This is a genomic window from Calothrix sp. PCC 6303 (genome assembly GCF_000317435.1).
Taxonomy (GTDB): Bacteria; Cyanobacteriota; Cyanobacteriia; order Cyanobacteriales; family Nostocaceae; genus PCC-6303.
This window is the reverse complement of record NC_019751.1, coordinates 5,964,317-5,988,083: the sequence shown is the minus strand read 5'-3', so window position 1 is coordinate 5,988,083 and position 23,767 is coordinate 5,964,317. Positions and strand designations below refer to the sequence as shown.

Here is a 23,767-nt window from a genome sequence, read left to right as displayed (position 1 = left end):
TGCCCTCGGCGCTTAGAAAACTCAGTACAGTTTGTACTCACTACTCCCTCACCGCAACAAATAAATTCAAAAACCGAATCGGAGTTCTATAGTTATGTTTATTTGTGCCGACTGACTTAATTAATTATTATTATGCTAAACCGATAGCTGTGATAATTAAGTCAAGAATTTTGATGGCGATAAATGGGGCAATAACTCCTCCTAAACCAAAAACAAAGATGTTTCTTTGTAATAGTTGATTGGCTGTAAGTGGTTTAAAATTAACACCCTTTAAAGCTATGGGTATCAAAGCTGGAATAATTAAAGCATTGTAGATTAATGCTGATAGGATAGCCGACTTGACGCTAGTTAGCTGCATGATATTTAAACTTTGCAGGTTGGCAGAAGTAAACAGTACAGGAATAATAGCGAAATATTTGGCGATGTCGTTAGCGATGGAAAAGGTGGTTAAAGCACCACGGGTAATGAGAAGTTGTTTCCCAATACTAACAATATCAATTAATTTGGTGGGGTCAGAATCCAAATCCACCATATTCGCAGCTTCCTTAGCAGCTTGGGTTCCTGTATTCATGGCAACACCAACATCTGCTTGTGCCAGGGCTGGTGCGTCGTTGGTGCCATCTCCCGTCATGGCAACAATTTTACCCTTTGCTTGTTCCCTTTGAATGGTTTCGATTTTGTCTTCGGGAGTCGCTTCGGCAATGAAACCATCTAAACCTGCTTCTTTGGCAATAACAGAGGCGGTAATACTGTTGTCACCAGTTAACATGAGAGTATTCACACCCATACGCCTTAATTGATCAAAGCGATCGCGTATTCCCGGTTTTACGATATCTTTAAGATAAATTACCCCGTACATTTCCCCATCTAAGGCAACTGCCAGAGGTGTACCACCCTGTTGTGAGACTCTTTGATATGCTGTATCCAATTCTGTGGAGTCTTTGCCGTTACGAGAATGGACAAAACCTTTAATTGCGGAAACTGCACCTTTACGTACCTGTTTCCCATCAGGGAGGTTGGTACCACTCATCCGGGTTTTGGCGGAAAATGGTACTCCTTGAGAATAACTTCTGTCAAAGTCAATTACTGCCCCTAATCTTTCGGCTAAACGAATGATGGATTTTCCTTCTGGTGTGTCATCAAACATACTAGCAATTAAGGCAACAGTTGCTATTTCTTGAATTGTATGACCGTTAATCGGGATAAATTCTTCTGCTAGGCGGTTTCCTAGGGTAATAGTACCAGTTTTGTCTAAAATTAGGGTATTCACATCTCCACATGCCTCCACGGCTCTCCCAGAACTGGCTATGACGTTAAATTGAGCTACCCGATCCATCCCAGCGATGCCAATGGCACTGAGTAAACCGCCGATGGTGGTGGGAATCAAAGCTACTAAAAACGCCACGAGGACGGAAACGCTGATGGGGCTGTTAAGATAACTGGCGAAGGCTGGTAATGTGACGATGACGATGAGAAATATTAGGCTGAGAACAGCGAGAAGTACCGTCAGGGCAATTTCATTGGGGGTTTTTTGTCTTTGGGCACCTTCTACTAAAGCTATCATCCGGTCGATGAAACCTTTACCAGGATCGGCGGTAATATTAATAATGAGTTCATCGGAGATGATGCGAGTACCTCCAGTTACAGAACTGGCAACATCAGAACCTGATTCCTTGAGTACGGGTGCAGATTCTCCCGTAATTGCCGATTCATCCACACTAGCTACACCCATTTTCACCTCTCCATCGGCGGGAATTATGTCCCCGGCAACGACGTAGACGTTATCACCCCTTTGGAGACTACTGGAAGGAACCTCAGAAATTGTGCCATCTGGGGCGAGTTTTTTGGCGATAATTTCCGATTTTGTGGCACGAAGTGCATCAGCTTGGGCTTTTCCCCTCCCTTCTGCCACCGCTTCGGCAAAGTTGGCAAATAGTAGGGTGCAGAAAAGAATTCCAGTAATTAAACTGTTGAAAAGTTGAAGATTTTTACCGGGGACAGTTCCAAAGACATAGGGGTTTATTGCCGTTGCCAAGGTGATGAGAGTACCCACCCAAACCACAAACATAACTGGGTTACGGATGGCTGATTTAGGGTTGAGTTTGAAAATAGCATTTTTAACAGCGTTGAGGTAAATGCTTTGATTGCTGATTTTTTGTCGCTGACGTACTTGACGACGGGAGTTTTGGCGACTGTGAGAGGGACGAGATTTGGGTGGGGTGAGGGAATTCATAAGTTAGCAGTTGGAAGTCGGGAGTATCCCTGTTGAGGTGGGTAGCGACTAGCGGCAGAAACCCGGTTTCTCTTGACTAAGAGAAGTCCACAAAAAAGATGATTCAATATTGTGGGATAGGCATCTTGCCTGTTCTTGTATTAGTCGCAGGCAAGATGCCTACAAGAAATTTTGGGATATTTTTTTATTTGGAAGTCTCTAAGCACAAAAATCTTTCATGTTTTAACAGAGGAAACCGGGTTTCTCGAATACTATATTGCGAAAAATAGGATTTTTGCGTTGTCAATAAAATCTGGGGAAAAACGTGATGTATCACGTCTCTACTATTTGTTATTTAATCCCACTAGCTAGTTTAAAACCTTCGGCAATCGGACCTAATGCCAACACTGGGAAAAATGTTAACACTCCCAAAATCAGGATAATACCAGCTGTGATAGTAACAAACAATGAGTTATCGGTGCGGAGGGTGCCGGAGGTTTCGGCGACAACTTGCTTTCTACTCATGCTGTCGGCAAGAAGTAACAAAGCGATGATGGGGACATAACGTCCTAAAAGCAGGCTAAAACAGGTACTGAGATTCCACCACAAGCTACCATCATTCAATCCTTCAAAGCCTGAACCATTATTTGCTGCTGCTGATGCATATTCGTAAACTACCTGGGAAATTCCATGGAAACCAGGATTACTAATACCCGCTAATGTCTTCGGAAATGATAACGCGATCGCGCTGGGAATCAAAACGGCTATGGGATGGATGAGTAAAATAATGCTGGCAAGGACAATTTGGGGTTTTTCGATTTTCCTGCCCAAAAATTCTGGGGTTCTCCCCACCATCAACCCGGTGACAAATACTGTCAAAATCAGGAATACATAGAGAAATGCAGTTCCAGTTCCTTGCCCTCCCCAAACGATTTGGAGGAACATATTTAGTAGGGTGGCAAATCCTCCCCCCGGCATTAAGGAATCGTGCATCCCGTTAACTGCACCACACATGGTAGCGGTGGTTAAAACTGCCCATAGTGCTGTTTGCGCCCAACCAAAGCGGAGTTCTTTACCCTCCAAATTGGCGAATTCAGCACCGATGGTACCGTTAATTAATGTGTTTCCTCCATACTCTCCCGTGGCGGTGATGAATACCAAAGCTAGGAAAATTACAAAAACCATCCAAAAGAGTAACCAGGCTTGTTTGAGGTTATTGGCAAAGATTCCATAGGTAAAAATCAAAGCTGAAGGAATCGCCACCATTGCCAAGGTTTCTAGTAAATTGGATACTGGGTTGGGGTTTTCTAAAGGATGTGCCGAATTTGCCCCAAAAAAACCACCGCCATTTTCCCCCAATTGTTTAATCATCTCAAAGGATGCCACCGGACCCCTAGCGATATATTGGGAACCACCATCCAAAGTTTGGACAACTTGGGTAGGTAAGAATGTCTGCGGTACACCCTGAGTTAATAACGCGATCGCGCCGATGATGGACAATGGTAAAAGTACCCTGATAATCCCACGAGTTAAATCAACATAGAAGTTACCCAATTGTCTCCCAGTTAAACCCCGAATAAAGGCAATTCCCACAGCTAAACCCGTTGCTGCTGAGGTAAACATGAGGAATGCGATCGCGCTGGTTTGGCTAAAATAACTTAAGGTGGTTTCCCCGGCATAATGCTGTTGATCGGTGTTGGTGAGGAAAGATATGGTTGTATGTAAGGCTAAATCCCACCTTGGTGCAACCAGCCGCATGGGGTTAAAGGGGAGATATTTCTGGGTTACTAGGAGAAAGTATACAAGTATCCCCATGATGGTATTGGTATAAAGTACCGCCCGTGCATACTGCCCACCTGTCATATTTTCTCTTCTGCGAATACCACCAAGGGCAAAAAGAATTTTTTCGATGGGAGAGAAAATGAAATCAAAGGGTGTGTTTTCTCCTAAAAAAACCTTCGCCAAATACTTCCCGAAAAACGGCGCGATGGCGATGACGATGAGTAATGTTAAACCAATTTGGAATAAACCTTGTGGCATTGTTGATATATAAAATAAAATTTATTATGTGTGTCGTTGAATCAGACTAACTAGGTAGGTGTTAAAAATTGTCGTTATGACAAGGTAGTAGGCAGTAGTAAAAAAGACACTTATATAGCAGCGGACATCTCGGTTAGGACATAAATATTTGTCTAAAAGATTTGTCTAAAAGGCAACATAGAACAGGAAATAGATAAATATCCTAATAAAAATGGCTACATGTATAATGGTGATTTTTTCTATTTGGACTACCTACTTAATTAGAAGTAAGTTATTTGTTTGCTTTCAGGTGGATAAATTTGGGATAACAAACGGAAATTCTGGGGTTTTAGATCCCCGACTTCTTTCAGAAGTCGGGGATCTGGTTGATTATCAGTAATATTTTTGGAATCCCACCTACAAGTCAGCCGACTAGATATTACATCATATTCAGCGGATCTACATCAATAGTTAAACTTACAGATGCTGGACAAAGTTCCCGAACTTCTTGCCAATCGGGTAATTGAGGTGACATTTCCCTGGTAAATTTGAGTAAAATCTGCCAACGGTAGCGATTGGCTACACGCATAATACTAGCTGGTGCGGGTCCAAGAATCTCATACCCTTCACCACCTTGGAGAAAAGTAGCGATAATCTGGGCTGCATTTGCCACTGCGATCGCATCCAAGCTACTGAGGCGTAATAATATCAACCTACCATAGGGTGGATAGTTTAATGCTTCCCGCTGTTCTAATTCTTCGGCAATAAATGAGTGATAATCATGTTGCCTTACAGCCCCAATCACGGGATGTTCTGGGGTATAGGTTTGGATAATTACTCTCCCTGCATCTTCTCCTCGCCCTGCACGTCCTGCCACCTGTGCTAAGGTTTGAAATGCCCTTTCACTGGCACGATAATCAGATAAATGCAGCAACCCATCGGCAGCTACCACCCCCACCAATGTCACCTGTGGTAAATCCAAACCTTTGGTTAACATTTGTGTTCCGAGGAGAATATCTGCTTCCCCATTCACAAACTGCGTTAACAGATTGCGATGCGCCCCCTTAGTCCTGGTAGTATCACTATCAAAGCGAATTACTCGCAATTCGGGAAACTGTCGCGCTAATTCTTGCCCTACCCGCTGTGTACCGCTACCAAAATACTTAAAATAGGGAGATTCACACTCCGGGCAATTACGGGGTTGAGGAACAACATAGTTGCAATAGTGACAGCGAAGTAGTTGGCTTCCCCCCTCCTCAGTTTGGTGGTAGGAAAGTGAAACATCACAATGGGGACAGTCCATCACATAACCACAACTACGGCAAGAAACAAAGGTGCTATGTCCGCGACGGTGGATAAATAGGATACCTTGTTGATTTTTTTCTTTAAGTTCTAATAATGCATCTTGGAGAGAACGGCTAAATAGCGATTTATTTCCCTGTTGCAACTCCTCCCGCATATCCACAATTTCCACCGGAGGCAAAGGACGGGAATTAATTCTTTCCGGCAGCGAAACATACAAAGATTTATGCCCCTGCCCCCCTACTCCCCCTGCTTCCCCTGCCTCCCCTGCCCCCTGCTTCTCCACTCCCACCCAAGTTTCCAAAGATGGTGTTGCCGAACCCAAAATTAACGGACAATCTTCTAATTCAGCCCGCCACTGAGCCACATTCCTAGCATGATATGTGGGAATGGGAGAATCTTGTTTAAATGAAGAGTCGTGTTCCTCATCCAAAATAATCATCCCCAAATGGGGCAGAGGTGCAAAAATGGCGCTACGGGTACCAATTACAACTTGAGCTTCCCCAGCTAACATCTGTCTCCAAGTGTCGTAGCGTTCCCCATCAGATAAAGCACTGTGGTAAACACTAACTTTATCGCCAAAACGGGCACGAAATCTATCTGTGAGTTGGGGAGTTAAGCCAATTTCGGGAACCAAAACTAAAGCCGATTTTCCCCTTTCCAGTAAAGGCGCGATCGCTTGGAGGTAAACTTCAGTTTTACCGGAACCTGTAACCCCATGCAACAAAACTGTGGTGTAACTTTCCAACTCCTGAATGCTGCTTAAAGCCTCAATTTGGGCAGGGGTGAGGTTTTTTGCTGTTTCCCCCATCAAAGCAGTACCCGTGGAGGATTCTCGCCGTAATACTTCCCGCTCTTCAATTACAATACAACCCTTTTCCGCCAGAGTTTTGAGGGTGGAAGAACTAGCACTACAAGCTTGGAGTAACTCAGTTTGCCACATTTCCCCACCCTGTCGGCGTAACACCTCTAGGATTTCTTGCTGACGTGTGGTAATAGTGCGATCGTATAAATTACTAGTGAGGGTGACGGCTTTTTGTAATTTTGCCTTTGTCACCTTGGGTGGTTCCAAATAACTTTCCACCAAACCACACTTAGTTAACTCTCGCACCCCCCGATATGCAGCTTTTACTTGACGTTGTAGGTAAACAAAACTATAATCCCCCTCAGCTTGGGAATTTAAAATTTCTAAAATCTGTCGAGCTGCCTGTCCTAAAAAAGCTGCGGAATTTTCACTTTCCCTTGTTTTGACTAGCTTAATTCGTCTTTGCGATCGCCCTAACAATCCCGGTGGTAATGCTACCCGCACCACCTGAATTAAAGGAGTGTAATAATATTTGGCGACACGCTTTAACAGTTCCCAATAGGCAACCGGGAAAAAACCCCCACTCACAATATCTTCTACTTCCCGAATTTTCTCAATTGCCACATCGGCAGGAGGTGCATTTAATAGCTGAATCGCAATCCCCCCCACAACTTGGGAACCAAATGGCACACTTAAGATATCACCAGATTTCACATCTAATTGTGCAGGTAATCGGTATGTAAATAATCCCGTAGCACCTGGACAATCGACTAAAACCTCTACCCATCTACTGCCAATACCATCGGTTTGATAACTTTCCCTCGGTTCGGCAACACCCACAGATGAAAAACTTGCCTTATTTTTTATATACATAATTTCAGCATCACCCAAGCAATGACTCTCAAGCATAAATATAAACACAATCTAGGAGTTAACAAATAGTCCTGACAATGCGCCCATACAACCAATTTTGAAAATGTATAATAGGTGTTAGATGTTAGTCGTTACTTCTACCCTCTAAGGAGACTTCATTTGCGACAATTGCATCTGTGACAAATTCTTGCCATCGCCAAGGGAGAAAAAACATGTATGATCAGATACTTCTGACTGCTGTTATACTCTCGATTTAACATCCTTTAGACTTTGATTAACTACCTCAACAAAATAAATAAATTGTAATTATCAATACTTTTATTCAGGATAATACTTGATAACTTGCACCTTATGTATTTTGAGGAACAAACTCCGCTGAATCTATCAAAAAATACCGAAATCAAGCTGCAACCTGCTCATGGTAGCCCAACGGAGAGAAAATGACTAAAAGTTTCCTTCAACTACCGAACAGGAGATAGCTGCTTTTCCACCCCTTGATAGATATTCAGGTAAACAAACCTATGAGATGATTCACAGTATACAATTTGTTTTGTTATTTAAATCTAATCAAGCATTCTTTGTAAATCAGCATATATAAAATCACTAAACCTGAAAAGTATAGGAAATCTTAATATTTGCTGTTTAGCTAGGATTTACGCAAAGCCTTACCTTGTGAATGTTACGGGAACGGCATATAGAGAAGCTGTAGCTGCACTGTCACCACAACTGCTTATTATTAGGATTTATGAAAATGTCAGACGCTGAAACCCTACTACAGGCTACTCATTCACACCTTTAGTGTCCCATTCGCAGGTGACTAACTTATGCCAGTTTGAGGCGACGGAAACCGAAACCAATGACTGTCACTGCCGCATTTTTGCTTCCTTACGGATAAGTCATACCAAGTATAGGATTTTATTAATATATTAACCTAAAGAAAATTTGATCAAGGAGGTTTAACATAATTATAGAGACAACATCAAACATAGATCAAAATTTGAGTGAATTATTAAGGCAGAATTTTCATCACAAAAAATCTTTCCCCACTATGACTGATTTCCTTGTGTTTACCTGTATTAATAGGTATCAAAATCATCGGTTTAGCAAATAGTCAATTAATCAAGATAGGCTAGATACCATAGTATACAGCGGATTGGCTATTTGACTTTGTACGTAACTGCAACTTTAGTTGAGATTTTCCAATATAGTTAGCCAGAAAATTATTAAAAAACTAGTTCTGATAACCGCTTCGGAACAGTAGCTAGATAACTAGAAAAAAGTCGGTTTGTGTGACAGTTATCGCTACTAAAAATTTGCAAAAAATACTAGCAACAAACCCAATTTAGGCAGTTAGTTTAGACAGTTATCAACTATGTACCAACATAAGCAACAACTTATGAAAGAGCCTATGAATATTGCTGAATTAGAAACAATCGAGATTTTACCAATTGGGATGATGGAAACCGACGAACCATCATTAGATCTTCTGGAAGCAGTAGTGCAGGAAGAAGCATTTGTATTTGAAAATGATGAACGTGACGGCGATGCCATGGGGGCGGCGCGACCTTCAGGATATAATAAAACCGAACAGGATGATGCTGTTGGCGCATTTTTTAAAGAAATGGCACGCTACCCACTACTTAAAGCCGATGAAGAGGTGGAATTAGCCAGAAGAGTCAGATTTTTAGAAGAATGGAGAGAAGCACAGGCAGCATTAAAGGAAAAATCGGGAAATCAGCCAAGCAAAGCCGAAGTCGCAGCCGAATTTAGCTTAACAGAAAGACAATTAGAAAACCGTTTATATCAAGGTAGAGTCGCTAAACGCAAAATGATCCGTTCAAATTTGCGTTTAGTTGTATCAATTGCCAAACGCTACTTAAATCGCGGTGTTCCTTTTCTAGATTTAATTCAAGAAGGGGCAATGGGACTAAACCGTGCTTCCGAGAAATTTGATCCTGACAAAGGTTATAAATTTTCAACTTATGCCTATTGGTGGATTAGGCAAGCGATTACCCGTGCGATCGCTAATGATGCCAGAACCATCCGCTTACCCATTCACATCGTCGAAAAACTTAATAAACTCAAAAAAGCCCAACGGGAACTCAAACAACAACTAGGTAGAAATCCCAGCGAAATCGAATTAGCCGAATCTTTAGAAATTCCCCCCTCCCAACTGCGTCAACTTCAACAACTGCGTCGGCAATCCCTTTCCCTCAACCACCGCGTAGGTAAAGAAGAAGACACAGAATTGATGGACTTACTGGAAGATGAAGACAACCAATCTCCAGAAGCGAAAATGAATGAAAGCATGATGCGTCAGGAGATTTGGGAAGTTTTAGGAGATGTCCTCACCCCAAGGGAAAAAGACGTAATTTCCTTGCGCTATGGTTTAACCACCAGTGAACCCTGTACCCTGGAAGAAGTTGGTAACATGTTCAACCTTTCCCGTGAAAGAGTCAGACAAATTCAAAGTAAAGCAATGCGGAAACTGCGTCGTCCCCACATTGCCAAACGTCTTAAGGGATGGTTGGTTTAAGCTTGAAGCAAGCAAACAAAATTAGGGTGAAAGTTCTTGGATTGATTCGCAATCAAAATCAGATTTTCGTTTGCGAAGGTTATGATTCGGTCAAACAGCAAACCTACTACCGAGCTTTGGGTGGTAGTATTGATTTTGGCGAAGATAGTTTGAGCGCATTACAGCGAGAATTTCAAGAAGAAATTCAAGCCGAGTTAACTAATATTAAGTATCTCGGCTGTGTAGAAAGTATATTTACCTTTGAAGCTAGGCAAAGTCACGAAATTCTCCAAGTATACTCATGTGACTTTGCTGATTCTAAGTTTTATCAAGTTAAAGAACTATTCTTCACTGAATTATCGGCTGATACTCCAATTAAAGCCTTATGGACGGATATTAGCAGTTTTAAATCGGGAAAATTGAAGCTAGTTCCCGAAGGATTTTGTGATTTTATCTAAATGTATTGATTTTAGGCGATCGCTACTCACAATTATAGCTTGATGGCATCAACTAAAAATAGGTACGTAATTGTTCTCAACTACGTACCTATTTCATTGCCATTCCCCAAAACATCCCCAAAATCAATTATGGTGGATTGTACAAAGGAGATGTACTTGGTTCCTGATTCTTCCTCATTTGCTTCAACTCACCATTAAAAGCTTGCGCTAACTCCGTTGAAGTTAAACTTTGAATCATATTTATTCCCAAAGGTTCATTAGATATAGCCTTAGCATAGGCAGCATTGAGATACGGAGAATATTTAGATATCCCCGCTACATAAGCTTGGAAAAATGGTAATGAAAGTGAATTAATATAGCGACGCGCTAACGCTGGATCATCACCTACAATATCCGAAGGTAATCCCACCTGTTCACCGCTACTCTTGCCGACACCAATCGCCGAAAAGTGTGTTCCACCCTGAAGTACAGCTAAATATTTATTAGGATTAGCAATCCAGGAAAAAGGAACAATTTGCTCATACAAAGCAGGTGCAACAGTATCATCACTACTGGCAATAAACATGACGGGAATCTTCACCTCATTTAAACCCATTTCACCAAATATGCTACTGGTAATGGGATTAATGGCAATCACAGCTTTTACCCGGTCATCCCGCAGGTTATAATCCTTACGGGGGTTTTTAGTTTGCATCTCCAAAGCGCGACATTGGAGAAGTAAAGAAACATTCCAGGTATCCTTTAAAGCCTTTGGTTTACAAGCATTACTCAACCCCTTAAAATCGATTTGGGCACCTGCAAGGGCTAAAGCTGTGTAACCACCGAAAGATTGACCAATTACACCCACCTGTTGCATGTTCAGCTTACCCCGAAATTGATTTTTGTTCCGGTGCTCGATATCATTAAGAACATACTTAATATCTAAAGGACGGTCTAAAAACTCGTTAGCTTCAGCGACTTTACTAGCACTTCCATTCATAAGCGATCGCAACTGCTTTGTATCACTACCTGTGTGGTTAGGGACAATTACACCAAAACCGTGGGAAGCTAGATGGGAAGCCAAATATTGGAAATTACTACTGTCGGTACCTAAACCGTGGGAAATCACAATTACAGGTACTTGGAAAGAAGCATTAGGTAAATATACATCAGTTAGTAAAAATCTATTTCGGGAACCATCCAAAAGTCTAATGGACTGCTTTTGCACAGCAAATTTACCTGGACGACGAAAATCTGGTAATTGCGAGACATTCATCGATGGTTCAATCATCTTCGCTTCGATATCAGCCTTTTCTACCACAGCTGCGATCGCTTTCTCAGTTTCGCTAACCAATTTTTCTAGTTCACTGGCAATTCCCAAGGTTCGCGCCAAATCAATATGAATACTAGCACTAGGATACTCACGTAACAAATTTAATAACGTTAACCCTTTCTCATCAGCAGCGGCAAGAATTAAAGCTGAACGTAAAGCATGAAACCCCGGTAGCGGTTGACGTGAATCAGTTTTGATCACCTCTGTTAACCGTTGCAACATAAACTCCCCCTGTGGGGTGTATAAAAATTGCGATACAGCAACTGCATTTACCTTAATTGGGTTGAGCAAAATCCGCCGGAACTCCTGCATCTGAGCCGGGGCGATATACTTCGTATAAACAGCTAAACTATCATCGATAGTACCATCTATCGCGTATCTCTCTAAAGCACTCACAGAAATTGACCGCTCTAAAGCAGAGTAAGATGCATAAACCCTCTCAGCTGCTTGCGCTGAATGAACGATGCTAAAAGTTGGTAGTAGCATTGCTAACAGCAGCAATAATATTTTTTTTCCCAGGGTATTGTTTAAAATCCCAAACAAGCTTTTCATCGCTCAACTATGGACGGTGATGTTGTTCCATGAGGCGTTTTGTAGTTGGTAGCGATTCAGACACCCTGGATAATCTTGCAGTCTTTTTCGCCTCGGAATATTAATTTTTTTGAATTTTGTTGAGTTATGAAATTCAAGATTGAATATCATCAATTCTACTTAGCTAAGTTGAATTACTTACATAAGAAGAATTATTTCCCCAAACTTCGCCATGATAACAAATAAAAAAATAACACGCCTCAGTATGTAATTAACAACAATCAAGAGATAATGTATTTAATTGACTTTAATTCAGTAATACTGAGTGTAAAAAATCATCGCCTTTTCCCCAGAGTTACCATAATAGAACCTCCCACAATCATTATAGCTCCAACACTTCCCAGAACTGTCAACTGCTCTGGAGCGATAATAGTAGGTGCAATCACGGATACAAAATCAACGGATATTAAAGTAACAATTGGTGCCGTCGCAATCACAGCACCGACCCGTGATGCCTCCCAATGAACTAATGATTCGGCAAAAGATCCATAAGCAATTAGCGTATTTAAAGCACAAAAAATTAATGTATACCAATGTAAATTATCTAATTTTAAGACTAGTTTTGGTTGAGCCATAAAAGAGAAAATTACAGTACAGAGTCCATAAGTAATCACCATAATTTGAGATGAAGATAGGATCTGTAACAACTGCTTTTGTGCTAAAGCATAAATAGCCCAGACAAATGCTCCTAAAATCACCAGACTACTACCAAATATGTATGTTTTAGGATCTGTAACTAAATTTGATAATTTCTCGTGAAAAAATAAAACTAGTCCGGCACATAGAATACTAACGCCAAACCATTGAAGGATTGTGTATCGTTCCTTAAAAACTAACAGTCCCCCCAAACCCATGAGTAACGGTGCTAACTGAATAATCACTTCTGCATTTGCCGCTGAAGTTAATTGTAAACCTTGGAGAAACAGTATGTAGTTAGCGGCTAAAAAAATACTAGCGATCGCAAGTAGCAACCAAGAGCGAGAAGATAATTGTTTTAGCCTTGGTAGTTGTCCCCGGATTGCTAAATAGATTGTTAACAGAATAAACGAGAGGAAAAATCGAAACCATGTGACAGTAAAAGGATCAAGCGTTTCTAATGCCACTGTCAAAGCCAGAGGCAGAATACCCCATAGCAAAACTGTCAGCAACGATAAAGCCAGTCCCAAACGCCAACGTCCAGAAATATTATGTGTCATGAATTGCCATATCACCAGTTTCGATATTTGAGCCAGATATCAATACAAACTTACTATTAGATTTTTATTCAGCTTTTGAAAAACCAGTTTAATTAAAAGCTTGCTTATTCATACTGAGAATATTTTGTATTCAAAATCGATTTCTCTACATAAATTTTAAGTCAGTATTTGAAGATATAATGCTTTGCTTGAAGGCATATTTCGGGGAACTAGACTAGATTCTTAGTCCTTAATTCTAATGGTATTAGGGGCAGAATTGGATATAAATAGTAAAATACAATTCCTATAGATAGATATGAATTTATACCATTAGTAATACAACTTGCCATCAAAATTGAAGATAATTATAGGTAATATTATTCAATTACCTTTGGTTAGGGTTTGGCAACAATTTACCTAAAGGATTATTATCATTTTTATGTTATTAAAAAATAAAGTTGCTCTTGTGACTGGCGCAGGTTCTGGTATCGCTAAAGCTACAGCATTTCTACTCGCTCAAGAAGGGGCAAAAGTTGCCGCATTAGGTCGCACAGTTGATGACATTAAATTAACAGTTTCTGAAATTCACAATCAAGGATGTGAAGCAATGCCATTAATTGCTGACATTTCCCAACCGCAAGAAATGCAGCAGGCAGTAGAAAAAATTATTGATGAATGGGAATGCTTGGATATCGTTTTTGCTAACGCTGGTATTAATGGTGTGTGGGCACCGATTGAAGATTTGTTACCAGAAGAATGGGATAAAACAATCAACGTTAATCTTCGAGGTACTTTCTTAACTTTAAAATACGCAGTTCCTTATCTCAAAAAGCAGGGTGGTTCAGTAATTATAACTTCATCTGTTAACGGTACAAGGGTTTTCAACAATATTGGCTCCACAGCTTATTCTTGTACAAAAGCTGCCCAAGTCGCTTTAGCAAAAATGATTGCAGTTGAATTGGCAGCATACCATATTCGCGTCAACGTAATTTGTCCTGGTGCGATCGCTACCAACGTGCATCAAACTACTCAGAGGAGAAATTTAGAGAACATTCGAGAAAATGCCGAATTTCCAGGGATTAAAATTCCATTAACTGGTGGGGAATTAGGAAGTTCTGAGCAAATAGCCCAATTAGTTCTATTTTTAGCCTCTGATACTTCTAGTCATATCACTGGTACGGAAATTTGGATTGATGCTGGTGAGTCTTTATCGTAGTTATCCACTGCCAATACCGAATTAAAACAATTCACAATACTCGCATTAGGCGCAAAGCGACTTCCCGTAAGGGTAGCGAGAAGCAAGCTACGCAATTCGCAATTACGTTTTGTGGAGGATTTAGACCCCGATGGTTCCTGAGTTTGTCGTACCTTACCTGCGGTACGCTCCGTTCCGGCTCCGCACTGAGCAAGGTACTGAGCATAGCTCCGAAAAATCAGAAAAATCGGTAGCCCTAGGACACAAAACCCGCTGCCTGTAGAGGTAGGGGAATTAAACCCCCAAACTTTGTTAAAAAGAGGGCAGAAGTGTTAGAGCGATCGCATTATATCGCTAAAGCTTCGCTTTCATGGTTCATACGCTTCACTACGATGAGCAATTGCCACAACAAATACCTGCACAACTTCATCGTCCACCGAATAAATCACCCTGTAGTCCCCAATTCGGTAGCGATAGTACCCTGCATAATCTCCCTTGAGAGCTTTAATGTTGGGGTGTAATCGGGGAGTTTGCTCTAGCTGTTGTAAACATCGGGCAATTTTCTTCGCTAGGGCTTTGTCAGCATTGACATAAACATTTTGAACATCTGGATGGAGCAGAACTTCATACATCAGAGCGAAGAGTTCTCCATGCTGTGTAATCACTTCTAGGGGTCGCTTGATTTTGCTTAACTCGCTCCAGTAATCCAGGAATAGCTAAAAGTTCCTGAGTTGCAGTTTCACTTTCAATATTTGCTAAGTAAGCTGCAAAATCAGTCAGCACCTGTAATCGCTCTGGTGATAGTTGCTTGAGTAAGTCATTAATTTGGCGCTGTAACTCGATCACAGATACCGAAACCGCCGACTCTCTATCCTCTTGGGAATTATCTGTTGTATTCATTGCCTGCCTCCCAATTTCAAGATTCAGTATTTATTGTAAGGCATCAATCATCTCATCTATAAAAACTATAACTCATCTTGTTTTACGAAGAGCGCGATCGCTAACGTCGTGCAAGCCGTCAAGGCAGTAACTCAAAATAATCGCAGTGGTTTGGACGAATCATGGAAAAATCTCGGCGATCAAGCGTGTAAACCCGCGTGATGTTCAGCCTCTCAGCGATGGCAACGATTGTTGCATCCGTAAAATCAAGCTGGCTATCAGCATATTGCTCTAAAATCTCATGTACTCTTTGCAAATCTTCTATAGCCACAGGTTCAACTTGAACTGCTTTAGGTGTCAGGTTAGACACGAAACGACGCATTGCTTGATGTCCCAATCTTGACGCAAGCAAGTAACAGATTTCAGGCAAAACAACCACAGGTAACACTAACGCATCATTCTGACTTTAAGCAACAGTCAACACACGCTGGTGATTGCGATCGCTCTGGTCAGTTAAGGCAAACAAAAAACTGGTATCAAGTATTGCTGTCATGCAGGATTGCTTGATTTGAGATTCCAGCCATACACAGGATCAATTTCATTGCGTAGAATCTCCTCATCACGCTCTGAAATATCTTGTTGATCAGAGTTCCCTAAACCTGCAATTGCCACTAGAAAGCTAGAAGCATTATTGTTAGGCTCTATTTGTTGAGTTGACTTATAGCGAAGATAGTCAACAAAACTAGCAAGTTCCAACAAAACTTCATCAGGGAGGGTGCTGACTGCTTCAATTAGCTTTTGCCGTTCTACAGTGGTTCCGTCCATTGCTAAACCTTGGGGGAAATAACTTCCCCTATTTTACCACTCAACAATAAGGCTCATTTAATGGAAATACCCACTGTCATGAATTAAAAAGAGGGCAGAAGTGTTAGAGCGATCGCATTACGTCGCGCAAGCCTGGTTTACTGATATCGATTTCTAATCTCAATTATGAAAGAACGGTGCGCCTGAGCGGCTACAAATAACCTTTACACCTTAACTTCAGCCGAATTTTTATATGTCTAAGGCTTAGAGAATACTGTTTTTGCTGTTTGCCCACAGCTATTCACAAATATGCCATCAAAAGTCCCTCCAACAATACCTCCAACGAGAGGTACCATTTTCATCAAATTTACTACGCCTTTTTCACCCGCTTTCGTAATTAATCGAAAACCAATCTTCTTATTGATTTCAATTAGAACCTTACTAGGTATTTGCTTGATAAAGTTTTGAAACATCTTTGTGCCAATCGCAATTCCTGCGTTTTTAAGAATCTCGGTTCTACCGATCCCCTTATGGAAATTTAACACTAAAGTGCCAAGATAATAAGCAGCGTAATCTAAAATTTGCGAAATTACGGAAACCATATCCTAATCTTTTGACTAGCTTCAACTTATTATTAATTCCTTCTACAGTGCCACTAGTTGTTCTTTGTTCAAAATAACCAACTATATCTCCAAACCATCTAAAAATTGTTCTAATAGTTTTCGGAAAGTATAAACTCGAATCATACATCCAATCTAATAATTTTAGTACCCCATCGCCCCATGATTCAGCAGTGTTAAATATATTTCTGAATTTCTCTTTTAACTCGTGCATTTTTGATAGAGTTGGAGATACATTTTGAACTGCTTTTAGCTTTTCTTTTTGAGTCTCATTTAAAGAATCTTCGTTTTTCAACAAGCTATATTTACTTTTTAATAATCCCGCCAATATTCGATCTCTATCTAATTTATTCTTGAGGGAATTTGCTTCTTTTTTTTGCTGTTTACGCGCTGCATCTAATTCATCATTTACCTGTTTCATTACATGAAATCTATCAATAGTTACTTCTGCATTTGGCATCAACTCTTTGACTAAACTTTTATATGGTTTCCACAAGTCTATACTAACTTCTTCAATTTGCTCTAAAACCTCATTGCCCATACTCTGCAAAGCTTGAGTCATTTCTGATTGACGACGTGACTCAACAATATCAATTGGTTTTCTTCTGTCTAAATCTACCAATACTCCTAAATAATTACCTTGACCTTTAATTAAAGAAATTTCATCTATACCTAGACGCTTTATTTCACTTGTCTCAAAACTGATATCTGATTCTAAAGAATCTAGCATCGATTGAATTTCTGATTCACTTAAATCATTTCTCTCTGCAACACTACGAATGTTACTGTCTAACACTTGTTTCACTATTTCTATTGCAAATCTTTTAGTATATCCTCGTTGTTTATCGACAAAATCTAAATCCTCACTAAATAATTTTTGACAATTTTTGCACCTAAATTGACGACGATCAATTCTTAATATTACTTGCTGATTACTCCATGGCAAGTCTTTAATATTACGCCAATGATGCTGATGTATACTATGACTAGCTTTACCACATCTTGGACATTTAGAAGATTTGGAGTCAACTTGTATTTCTATGATTAATCCTAAGCCTTCAATATCTTGACAATTTAATACTTTTATCCCTGGTAAATTCAGAATTTGCTCTACGGAAAACTTCATAGCGAGCACCGAAAATTTAATTTATGGCTATTTTACTTGTATTCTCTCACAGATTTGGTATATTTAAAAATCCATAAACCTTTATCTAGCTTGAGTTGTAGCTATACATTCTTGTTAAGTTATAGCCATTTTTTCACATCTAAATATATTTTTTTTCATAAGGGGATCGGTAGAACCAGAATCTCTTCACCTGCTTCACCCATTAAGGGACTAGCGTCAAAATAAAGTACCAGATGAAAACTGTGAATCCATCATAAAACGGTAAAGTCTGATTGCTATATCGGTATATTATTTAATTGCAAGTCCCTAAGCATAACAGAACCATAGTTCTTAGGAACGTGGATTAAATAAAGTGTAATTCTGGTTTAGCGGTGTAATTCCATTGGGGCAAAAATTCATCAAAAACAATCTTCATGTTTGATTTGAAATCTTCAGCCACTTTTCGACCCGTTTGATAGGTTTTATCGAGAATCGTTGTAAAAACTTTGAGTCCTGTGCGAGTGGTTGCCTTTGCCATTAAGTCTTTTACAGTCTGGACACTCTCAAAAATCATCCCCTGACAAACGCGAGAGATATGAGGAAACAAACGATGCTCAATCGGATTATACTTGGATGTGTAGGGCGGGTAATGAGCGATACGAATTTCGATGCCCAATTCATTAACTAATGCCTGTAAGTCCTGTTTGAAGATGTAATAGCGAGAGCTATTGCTACCGCCACCATCACATAACAGCAAAATTGAATTTGCCAAAGAATAACGCGTCTTACCATAGGTGTTCCACCAGTAGCGAATTGAGTCACAGGCTAATTCACTGGTATCGTGGCTGATGCCAATCTGGATATAACCCACATTGTCTGTTATATCGTACAGCCCGTGGGGAATGGCAACTCCAGTCGCAAGCGTTGGCCAATCATGGTCAAACACCTCTATCGTTTCTTGAGTGTATAGTTGTCCCTCCCGGTATAACTGCCCAATTAATTCTTTTTTTTGGTGTCCATACTCATGACCGGATTACCTGCCGTTTGATAAGAGTGCTTAAGTTGGTCAATCGTCTCAAATTGCTCGTTGCGATATTGATTCTCTCCTGTTGCCAGGGTCTTTACGTTTACGAAAGTTATATTTCTCCAACAACTGGTCTACCACTGTCACACTCACTTCGATTCCTTCATTTCCCAGCAATCCTGCAATCTCATGACGCTTGAGATTGGTCCACTTGACACTTTCATCCATCGGCGAACCTGCTGTGTGCCTCTCCAACACTCGCAAAAACGCCTCGTCTAATCCAACAATTGTCTCAAAGGCTGATTTCCGTCCACCTCCGGGTTGGCGAATCCTCTCCTGCCCAAGCGCCGTTTCGTCCTCAAGTTCTCGCAAGCCTAATTGTAAGGTTTCGTGATGGCATCCCAGCAAGCGACGGATGTATGCCTGTCCCCCGTACCCTAATTTTACTGCTTCAATTGCTGCATATCGGCGGCAATCCTTCTCCGACAACGATTCATAATATCGTTGCATTTGAACTTCAATTTCATCAGGGTAAGGGTGCATCATTTACCAGTTCTCAATTTACCCTTCTAGTGTACAGATATTATTGGCAGTATTACACCTTATTTAATCCACGATCCTTACTTGTTGAGAGCGAATATCATATCCTCGAAGATAAGCAACTGCGGCTGATGTATTTGCTCCAAGTGCATAAGATGCAACTAAACCTGCTGGAATAGTAATAGGCATTGTGGCAATACCACCCAGTCCAGTAACAAAACCCGTCCCAGCAGCATAGGTTGTTCTCCAAGCAATAAGTGAATTGATGGCATCATCAATAGTAGCTGATTTACTCAAGTGGTCTTCTGCAACCTGCTTTGCAGATGGCAAAACTCCCAATCCATTAATTCCAGCATCGGCAATCCATTCAAGAGTTTTTTGTATTAGGTTATTATTATCGTCGCCTGTAGTAGTTGAAGTCATAAGAATTTAGTACATTGTTTATTCGATAGTGTCCATATTTAGAATTCCCTAAAAAAGCGACAAAATATCATTGAAATATACGAGTGATCTCTCACTATCTACTGCATTCGATCGATTGTACGATATTGAATTGCCTCAGCTACATGGTGACTTTTCAACTGTTCATCACCTGCCAAATCTGCAATAGTTCGGGCAACTTTGAGGATTCTGTCACTTGCCCTAGCTGATAAACCTAATTTATTAATTGCAGTTTCCAATAATTTGCGACTTTGTTCATCTAGCTGACACCATTTTTGCATGTGACGGCTTTGCATTTGAGCATTACATCGGAGATTTTTCTCCTCGGCAAAGCGTTCAGATGCGGCTTTTCTAGCTCTGAGAACTCGTTGATAGATGTCTCCAGAAGTTTCCCCGGTAGGTTGTTGGGTAATTTCTTCGGCTTTGAGACGGTTCACGGCTACTTGAAGATCGATTCTATCCATCAATGGTCCCGAAAGCTTTGCCCAATATTGCTCTCTTTGTCGAGGGGAACAGGTACAAGCTTGGATGGTATCCCCGTAATAACCGCAGGGACAGGGGTTGGTACTGGCAACTAAGGTGAATTGGGAGGGAAAAGTTACAGATTGTTTGGCGCGGGAAATGGTGACATGTCCATCTTCGAGGGGTTGACGGAGAAATTCTAAAACATCGCGCTTAAATTCGGTGAGTTCATCTAAAAATAAGATGCCATTATGTGCTAGAGAAATTTCACCAGGACGGGGAAAACCACCACCCCCAACTAAAGAGGGACCCGACGCAGAATGATGGGGGCTACGAAAAGGGCGATCGCGTACTAGCTTCCCCCGGTTTTTTAATAAGCCAGCAACGGAATGAATTCTTGTGACTTCTAGGGCTTCGGAAAATGTCAGGGGTGGTAAGATTCCCGGTAAACGTCTGGCTAGCATGGTTTTACCACTACCGGGGGGTCCAACGAAGATTAAATTATGTCCGCCTGCCGCAGCTATTTCTAAGGCTCTTCTACCATGTGCTTGCCCTTTCACGTCTTTTAAATCGACATTTCCTAGGGTGAAAATTTCGGAGGTTGGGTTAGCTTCTACTTGTACAGGTTGGTAGCGAGTTGGATTGTTTAAAAAATCTGCGACTTCTAAAATACTATTGAACCCATACACAGCTAGACCTTCCACCACTGCGGCTTCTTGGGCATTATCTGCAGGGACAACTAAACCAGCAATTCCCATTTTTTGGGCAGATGCAGCAATGGGTAATACTCCGGCAACTGGACGTAGGCTACCATCCAAACTAACTTCCCCCAGGAATAAATAATCACCTAGTAGTTGGGGACTAATTTGGTCGGAAGCTGCCAAAATACCGATGCTGATGGGTAAATCAAAGCATGGACCCTCTTTGCGTAAATCAGCAGGGGTTAAATTAATCACTATCTTTTTGACGGGGAAGGCAAATCCTGTGTTTTTCAAAGTTGCCCTAACTCGTTCTTTGGATTCCTGAATTGCCGCATCTGGAAGTCCCAGAATTACGATTCCCGGTAATCCTCCAGACACATCTACTTCCACACCTACTTTTACAGCATCGATTCCAATGATGGATGCACTCCAAACCCTGGCAAGCATAGTATTTCCTAATATTTGAGCAATAAATGGCAAAGAGGATTACTTTTATCCTTAATATGCCCAAAATTAGGTATGTAAGTTACCAGTCGTCTGTAATTACTAGTTTGTCCAATTGCGCGATCGCGCTTTTAATTGCAGCCACTACTGGAGCTTCTTTTTCCTTTACCAACGCGGCTTGTAATGGCTGTATAGCAGCGGTTTCACCAATTTTCATCAAAGCTAAGGCGGCTGCTTTGCGGGTTTTCCAATCTGCGTGATTTGCCAATAAATCAATCAATTTTGGTACTGCTGGCGTGTATTTAATATTACTTAAAGCTGTTGTTGCTTCACAACGAACAAATGATACAGGGTCATTTATGGCTTCCAGCAAAATAGCAACAGCGTTTGCTTCCGGATTTTCCTGGGTAATCGTGGCAATGGAACCAATTACCGCTGCCCGCACTTCTGGCGATTTTGAATGTATTGCTTTGTACACATACTCTTTGGCACCTAAACCCACAAAAGCTAAAGCCCATGTCGCCAGACCTTTTGAACTTTCGGGATATTCATTTGAGGCGATAATTTGTAACAATGCAGGTACTGATGTTTCTCCCGTTTTTGCCAATGCACCCACCACCGAACCCTTTACCACCGTATCTCTATCGTAAAGTAAGGAATCAACTAAGGTGGGAACAGCTTTTGGGTCAGCAATCAATGTTAGAGTTTTCGCAGATGCCCTGCGTACTGCCACATTAATATGTTGAGAAAGGGCAGCTATCAAAAACGGAGTTGCAGGTTTCCCAATATCACCCAAAGCTTCAGCAAAGCTAAAACGAATCATCCCTCGTCCATCACCTAAGCTTTCCACCATCTGTTTGAGGATTTTTTGATCATCAATATTAAAAGTTTTATCATCAAGTTGAGTGTTCACTACTTCTAAAAGTGCGTCTGTTTCGTCGGCAGATAATTGGCTATTTTGGGAGTTAATTGTATTGTTCATTCTCAGTAAAAATCAAAACTAATTCATACAGAACCCCAATTTCTTCGAGAAATCGGGGTTCTAAAAACACAGCAAATAACTGTATTTTGCCTGGTTGTACTAATTATTGCCTGTAAGTGTCGCTTGTTGTTGCTTCAGATTTTCCAGCGCAGCATCAATTGTTGCTAATTCCGGCTCCAATTGCGCCATAGCTGTAGCCTTCATCATCTTTGCCTTTTTAGCAGTTTCCATGGTTTCATTCACCAGACGTTCCCGATATTCTTCAAGTTCGGTAATGACTTCGGCTATTTCTTGGGAAGTTGGGGGACTTTGGGTATTGTTATCCATCTATTTATTATTTCCTAGATAATTATCTTATTAAATGACTCCCATACCTGGATTTTCTCAGATTGTGGCGCGAGATGGAAGCACTGCAAAAGATAATTATGATCTTGAGGGACTTTCGGGAACTTTGCCATGAGACTGGGAATTCATTCCCAGTTGGACTATGGATTTGGCGTTAAGTTGACACGTATGAGTAAGTAGGTAGGCAAGAATAAACACACCTATGTAACGTAATATAAATTGGCTTCAAATTCTTACCCCTACTCACTATTCGCTACTCACTACTCACTCCCCACAACGAGGGTTTTCAATACTAACCTACTTAATGCGCTTTACCCCTACAACGTGGTCTATTTAAGTGAAAATAGCTATGGTATGCGTTATTTTTGAGTTTATTCTTGGTAGCGCACCGTAATTTGTTGTTCCAAGAAGGAATTTGCACAATCCGTATTTCCTGTTATTAGTTGACAAGGATCACGTACTTCTGTTAATCCAATAATTACACGTACTCGCCAGCCAGATTCTACTGGATACACTTCATATAAAAATGGTTTTCCTGATGCGGCAGTAATGGCTGTGGCAATGGCAGGTGTTGTACAGATGATTGCCTTTTTATTTGCGGGAACATAATAATCTAGGAAAAAATCACGATCCTTTGAGTTCCTTGTCCAAGCATTAATTATTGATTGTTTTTCCCACAACAAACAACTCAAATCAAGACCCTTGTCATGGTCATAACCCCTTTGAATGACTACTTTTTGGACACGATTAGGCTGATCAGGATTTTGTCTCTTTTGGTTTTCTAATCGTTGATTAATTTCATTAATATCAATAATTCTGGCTCTAACCAGTGTGACACCGAAGAAGAAATATAGTGCTAGCAAAGAAAATCCCACACCTGTAGCAAACAGAATAGCGGGTTTGAGGAACTTTCTTTTTGAGCTTATTTTCATATGGAGTATATCTGATGGAGTTAATTGGTAA

Annotated in this window: 19 protein-coding genes and 1 pseudogene; 3 read left to right on the top strand and 17 right to left on the bottom strand. The window is 40.8% G+C overall.

The features are described from left to right. Positions 1 to 130 precede the first annotated feature (130 nt). The 3 genes from kdpB to priA form a co-directional block, all read right to left on the bottom strand. On the bottom strand, positions 131 to 2,233 hold the full coding sequence (gene kdpB / locus CAL6303_RS24240) for a potassium-transporting ATPase subunit KdpB (RefSeq protein ID WP_015200473.1): 2,103 nt from the start codon (positions 2,231 to 2,233) through the stop codon (positions 131 to 133). Between the two features lie 330 nt (positions 2,234 to 2,563). Next, positions 2,564 to 4,252, bottom strand: a complete 1,689-nt coding sequence (kdpA, locus tag CAL6303_RS24235) for a potassium-transporting ATPase subunit KdpA (protein ID WP_015200472.1) — start codon at positions 4,250 to 4,252, stop codon at positions 2,564 to 2,566. 418 nt (positions 4,253 to 4,670) lie between these two features. Beyond that, positions 4,671 to 7,211 carry a primosomal protein N' gene (priA, locus tag CAL6303_RS24230; protein WP_041740895.1) on the bottom strand — a complete coding sequence of 847 codons (2,541 nt, stop codon included), beginning with the start codon at positions 7,209 to 7,211 and terminating at the stop codon, positions 4,671 to 4,673. 1,372 nt (positions 7,212 to 8,583) lie between these two features. Here priA and CAL6303_RS24225 point away from each other — a divergent pair. Both CAL6303_RS24225 and CAL6303_RS24220 read left to right on the top strand, forming a co-directional pair. Continuing rightward, positions 8,584 to 9,747 (top strand): RpoD/SigA family RNA polymerase sigma factor, encoded by a 1,164-nt coding sequence (locus tag CAL6303_RS24225; protein WP_015200470.1) that lies wholly within the window; start codon positions 8,584 to 8,586, stop codon positions 9,745 to 9,747. Next, positions 9,735 to 10,184, top strand: coding sequence for an NUDIX hydrolase (locus CAL6303_RS24220; protein WP_015200469.1), 450 nt, complete (start codon positions 9,735 to 9,737; stop codon positions 10,182 to 10,184). Before CAL6303_RS24225 ends, CAL6303_RS24220 begins: the two co-directional genes overlap by 13 nt. Positions 10,185 to 10,311: 127 nt before the next feature. Here CAL6303_RS24220 and CAL6303_RS24215 read toward each other — a convergent pair whose 3' ends face one another. Continuing rightward, on the bottom strand, positions 10,312 to 12,048 hold the full coding sequence (locus tag CAL6303_RS24215; protein WP_015200468.1) for an alpha/beta hydrolase: 1,737 nt from the start codon (positions 12,046 to 12,048) through the stop codon (positions 10,312 to 10,314). 314 nt (positions 12,049 to 12,362) lie between these two features. Beyond that, on the bottom strand, positions 12,363 to 13,283 hold the full coding sequence (locus CAL6303_RS24210) for a DMT family transporter (RefSeq protein WP_015200467.1): 921 nt from the start codon (positions 13,281 to 13,283) through the stop codon (positions 12,363 to 12,365). Between the two features lie 418 nt (positions 13,284 to 13,701). On the opposite strand from CAL6303_RS24210, the gene CAL6303_RS24205 reads away from it, so the two are divergent. After that, the gene (locus CAL6303_RS24205; protein WP_015200466.1) at positions 13,702 to 14,478 is read left to right on the top strand and encodes an SDR family oxidoreductase; all 777 of its coding nucleotides are present in this window, start codon (positions 13,702 to 13,704) and stop codon (positions 14,476 to 14,478) included. A 347-nt stretch (positions 14,479 to 14,825) separates the two neighbouring features. On the opposite strand, the gene CAL6303_RS24200 is transcribed toward CAL6303_RS24205, so the two are convergent. The 12 genes and pseudogenes from CAL6303_RS24200 to CAL6303_RS24145 form a co-directional block, all read right to left on the bottom strand. Continuing rightward, positions 14,826 to 15,089, bottom strand: a complete 264-nt coding sequence (locus tag CAL6303_RS24200) for a type II toxin-antitoxin system RelE family toxin (RefSeq protein WP_015200465.1) — start codon at positions 15,087 to 15,089, stop codon at positions 14,826 to 14,828. After that, on the bottom strand, positions 15,082 to 15,357 hold the full coding sequence (locus tag CAL6303_RS24195; protein WP_015200464.1) for a hypothetical protein: 276 nt from the start codon (positions 15,355 to 15,357) through the stop codon (positions 15,082 to 15,084). Before CAL6303_RS24195 ends, CAL6303_RS24200 begins: the two co-directional genes overlap by 8 nt. 118 nt (positions 15,358 to 15,475) lie before the next feature. Continuing rightward, complete coding sequence (locus CAL6303_RS24190; RefSeq protein ID WP_255348437.1) at positions 15,476 to 15,784, bottom strand: type II toxin-antitoxin system VapC family toxin; 309 nt, start codon at positions 15,782 to 15,784, stop codon at positions 15,476 to 15,478. 101 nt (positions 15,785 to 15,885) lie between these two features. After that, positions 15,886 to 16,161, bottom strand: a complete 276-nt coding sequence (locus CAL6303_RS24185) for a hypothetical protein (protein WP_015200463.1) — start codon at positions 16,159 to 16,161, stop codon at positions 15,886 to 15,888. A gap of 236 nt (positions 16,162 to 16,397) precedes the next feature. After that, positions 16,398 to 16,613 (bottom strand): hypothetical protein, encoded by a 216-nt coding sequence (locus CAL6303_RS24180; protein ID WP_203225939.1) that lies wholly within the window; start codon positions 16,611 to 16,613, stop codon positions 16,398 to 16,400. A 55-nt stretch (positions 16,614 to 16,668) separates the two neighbouring features. Continuing rightward, the gene (locus CAL6303_RS24175) at positions 16,669 to 17,886 is read right to left on the bottom strand and encodes an ISL3 family transposase (RefSeq protein ID WP_015196011.1); all 1,218 of its coding nucleotides are present in this window, start codon (positions 17,884 to 17,886) and stop codon (positions 16,669 to 16,671) included. 343 nt (positions 17,887 to 18,229) lie between these two features. Next, positions 18,230 to 19,399, bottom strand: a pseudogene (locus CAL6303_RS30900) (ISAzo13 family transposase). Between the two features lie 96 nt (positions 19,400 to 19,495). Then, on the bottom strand, positions 19,496 to 19,852 hold the full coding sequence (locus CAL6303_RS24165) for a hypothetical protein (protein WP_203225937.1): 357 nt from the start codon (positions 19,850 to 19,852) through the stop codon (positions 19,496 to 19,498). Positions 19,853 to 19,950: 98 nt separating this feature from the next. Continuing rightward, on the bottom strand, positions 19,951 to 21,480 hold the full coding sequence (locus tag CAL6303_RS24160; protein ID WP_015200462.1) for a YifB family Mg chelatase-like AAA ATPase: 1,530 nt from the start codon (positions 21,478 to 21,480) through the stop codon (positions 19,951 to 19,953). Between the two features lie 79 nt (positions 21,481 to 21,559). Beyond that, on the bottom strand, positions 21,560 to 22,459 hold the full coding sequence (locus CAL6303_RS24155; RefSeq protein ID WP_015200461.1) for a HEAT repeat domain-containing protein: 900 nt from the start codon (positions 22,457 to 22,459) through the stop codon (positions 21,560 to 21,562). Positions 22,460 to 22,558: 99 nt separating this feature from the next. Next, on the bottom strand, positions 22,559 to 22,786 hold the full coding sequence (locus CAL6303_RS24150) for a hypothetical protein (RefSeq protein ID WP_015200460.1): 228 nt from the start codon (positions 22,784 to 22,786) through the stop codon (positions 22,559 to 22,561). Between the two features lie 389 nt (positions 22,787 to 23,175). After that, on the bottom strand, positions 23,176 to 23,736 hold the full coding sequence (locus tag CAL6303_RS24145) for a hypothetical protein (RefSeq protein WP_015200459.1): 561 nt from the start codon (positions 23,734 to 23,736) through the stop codon (positions 23,176 to 23,178). Positions 23,737 to 23,767: the final 31 nt, after the last annotated feature.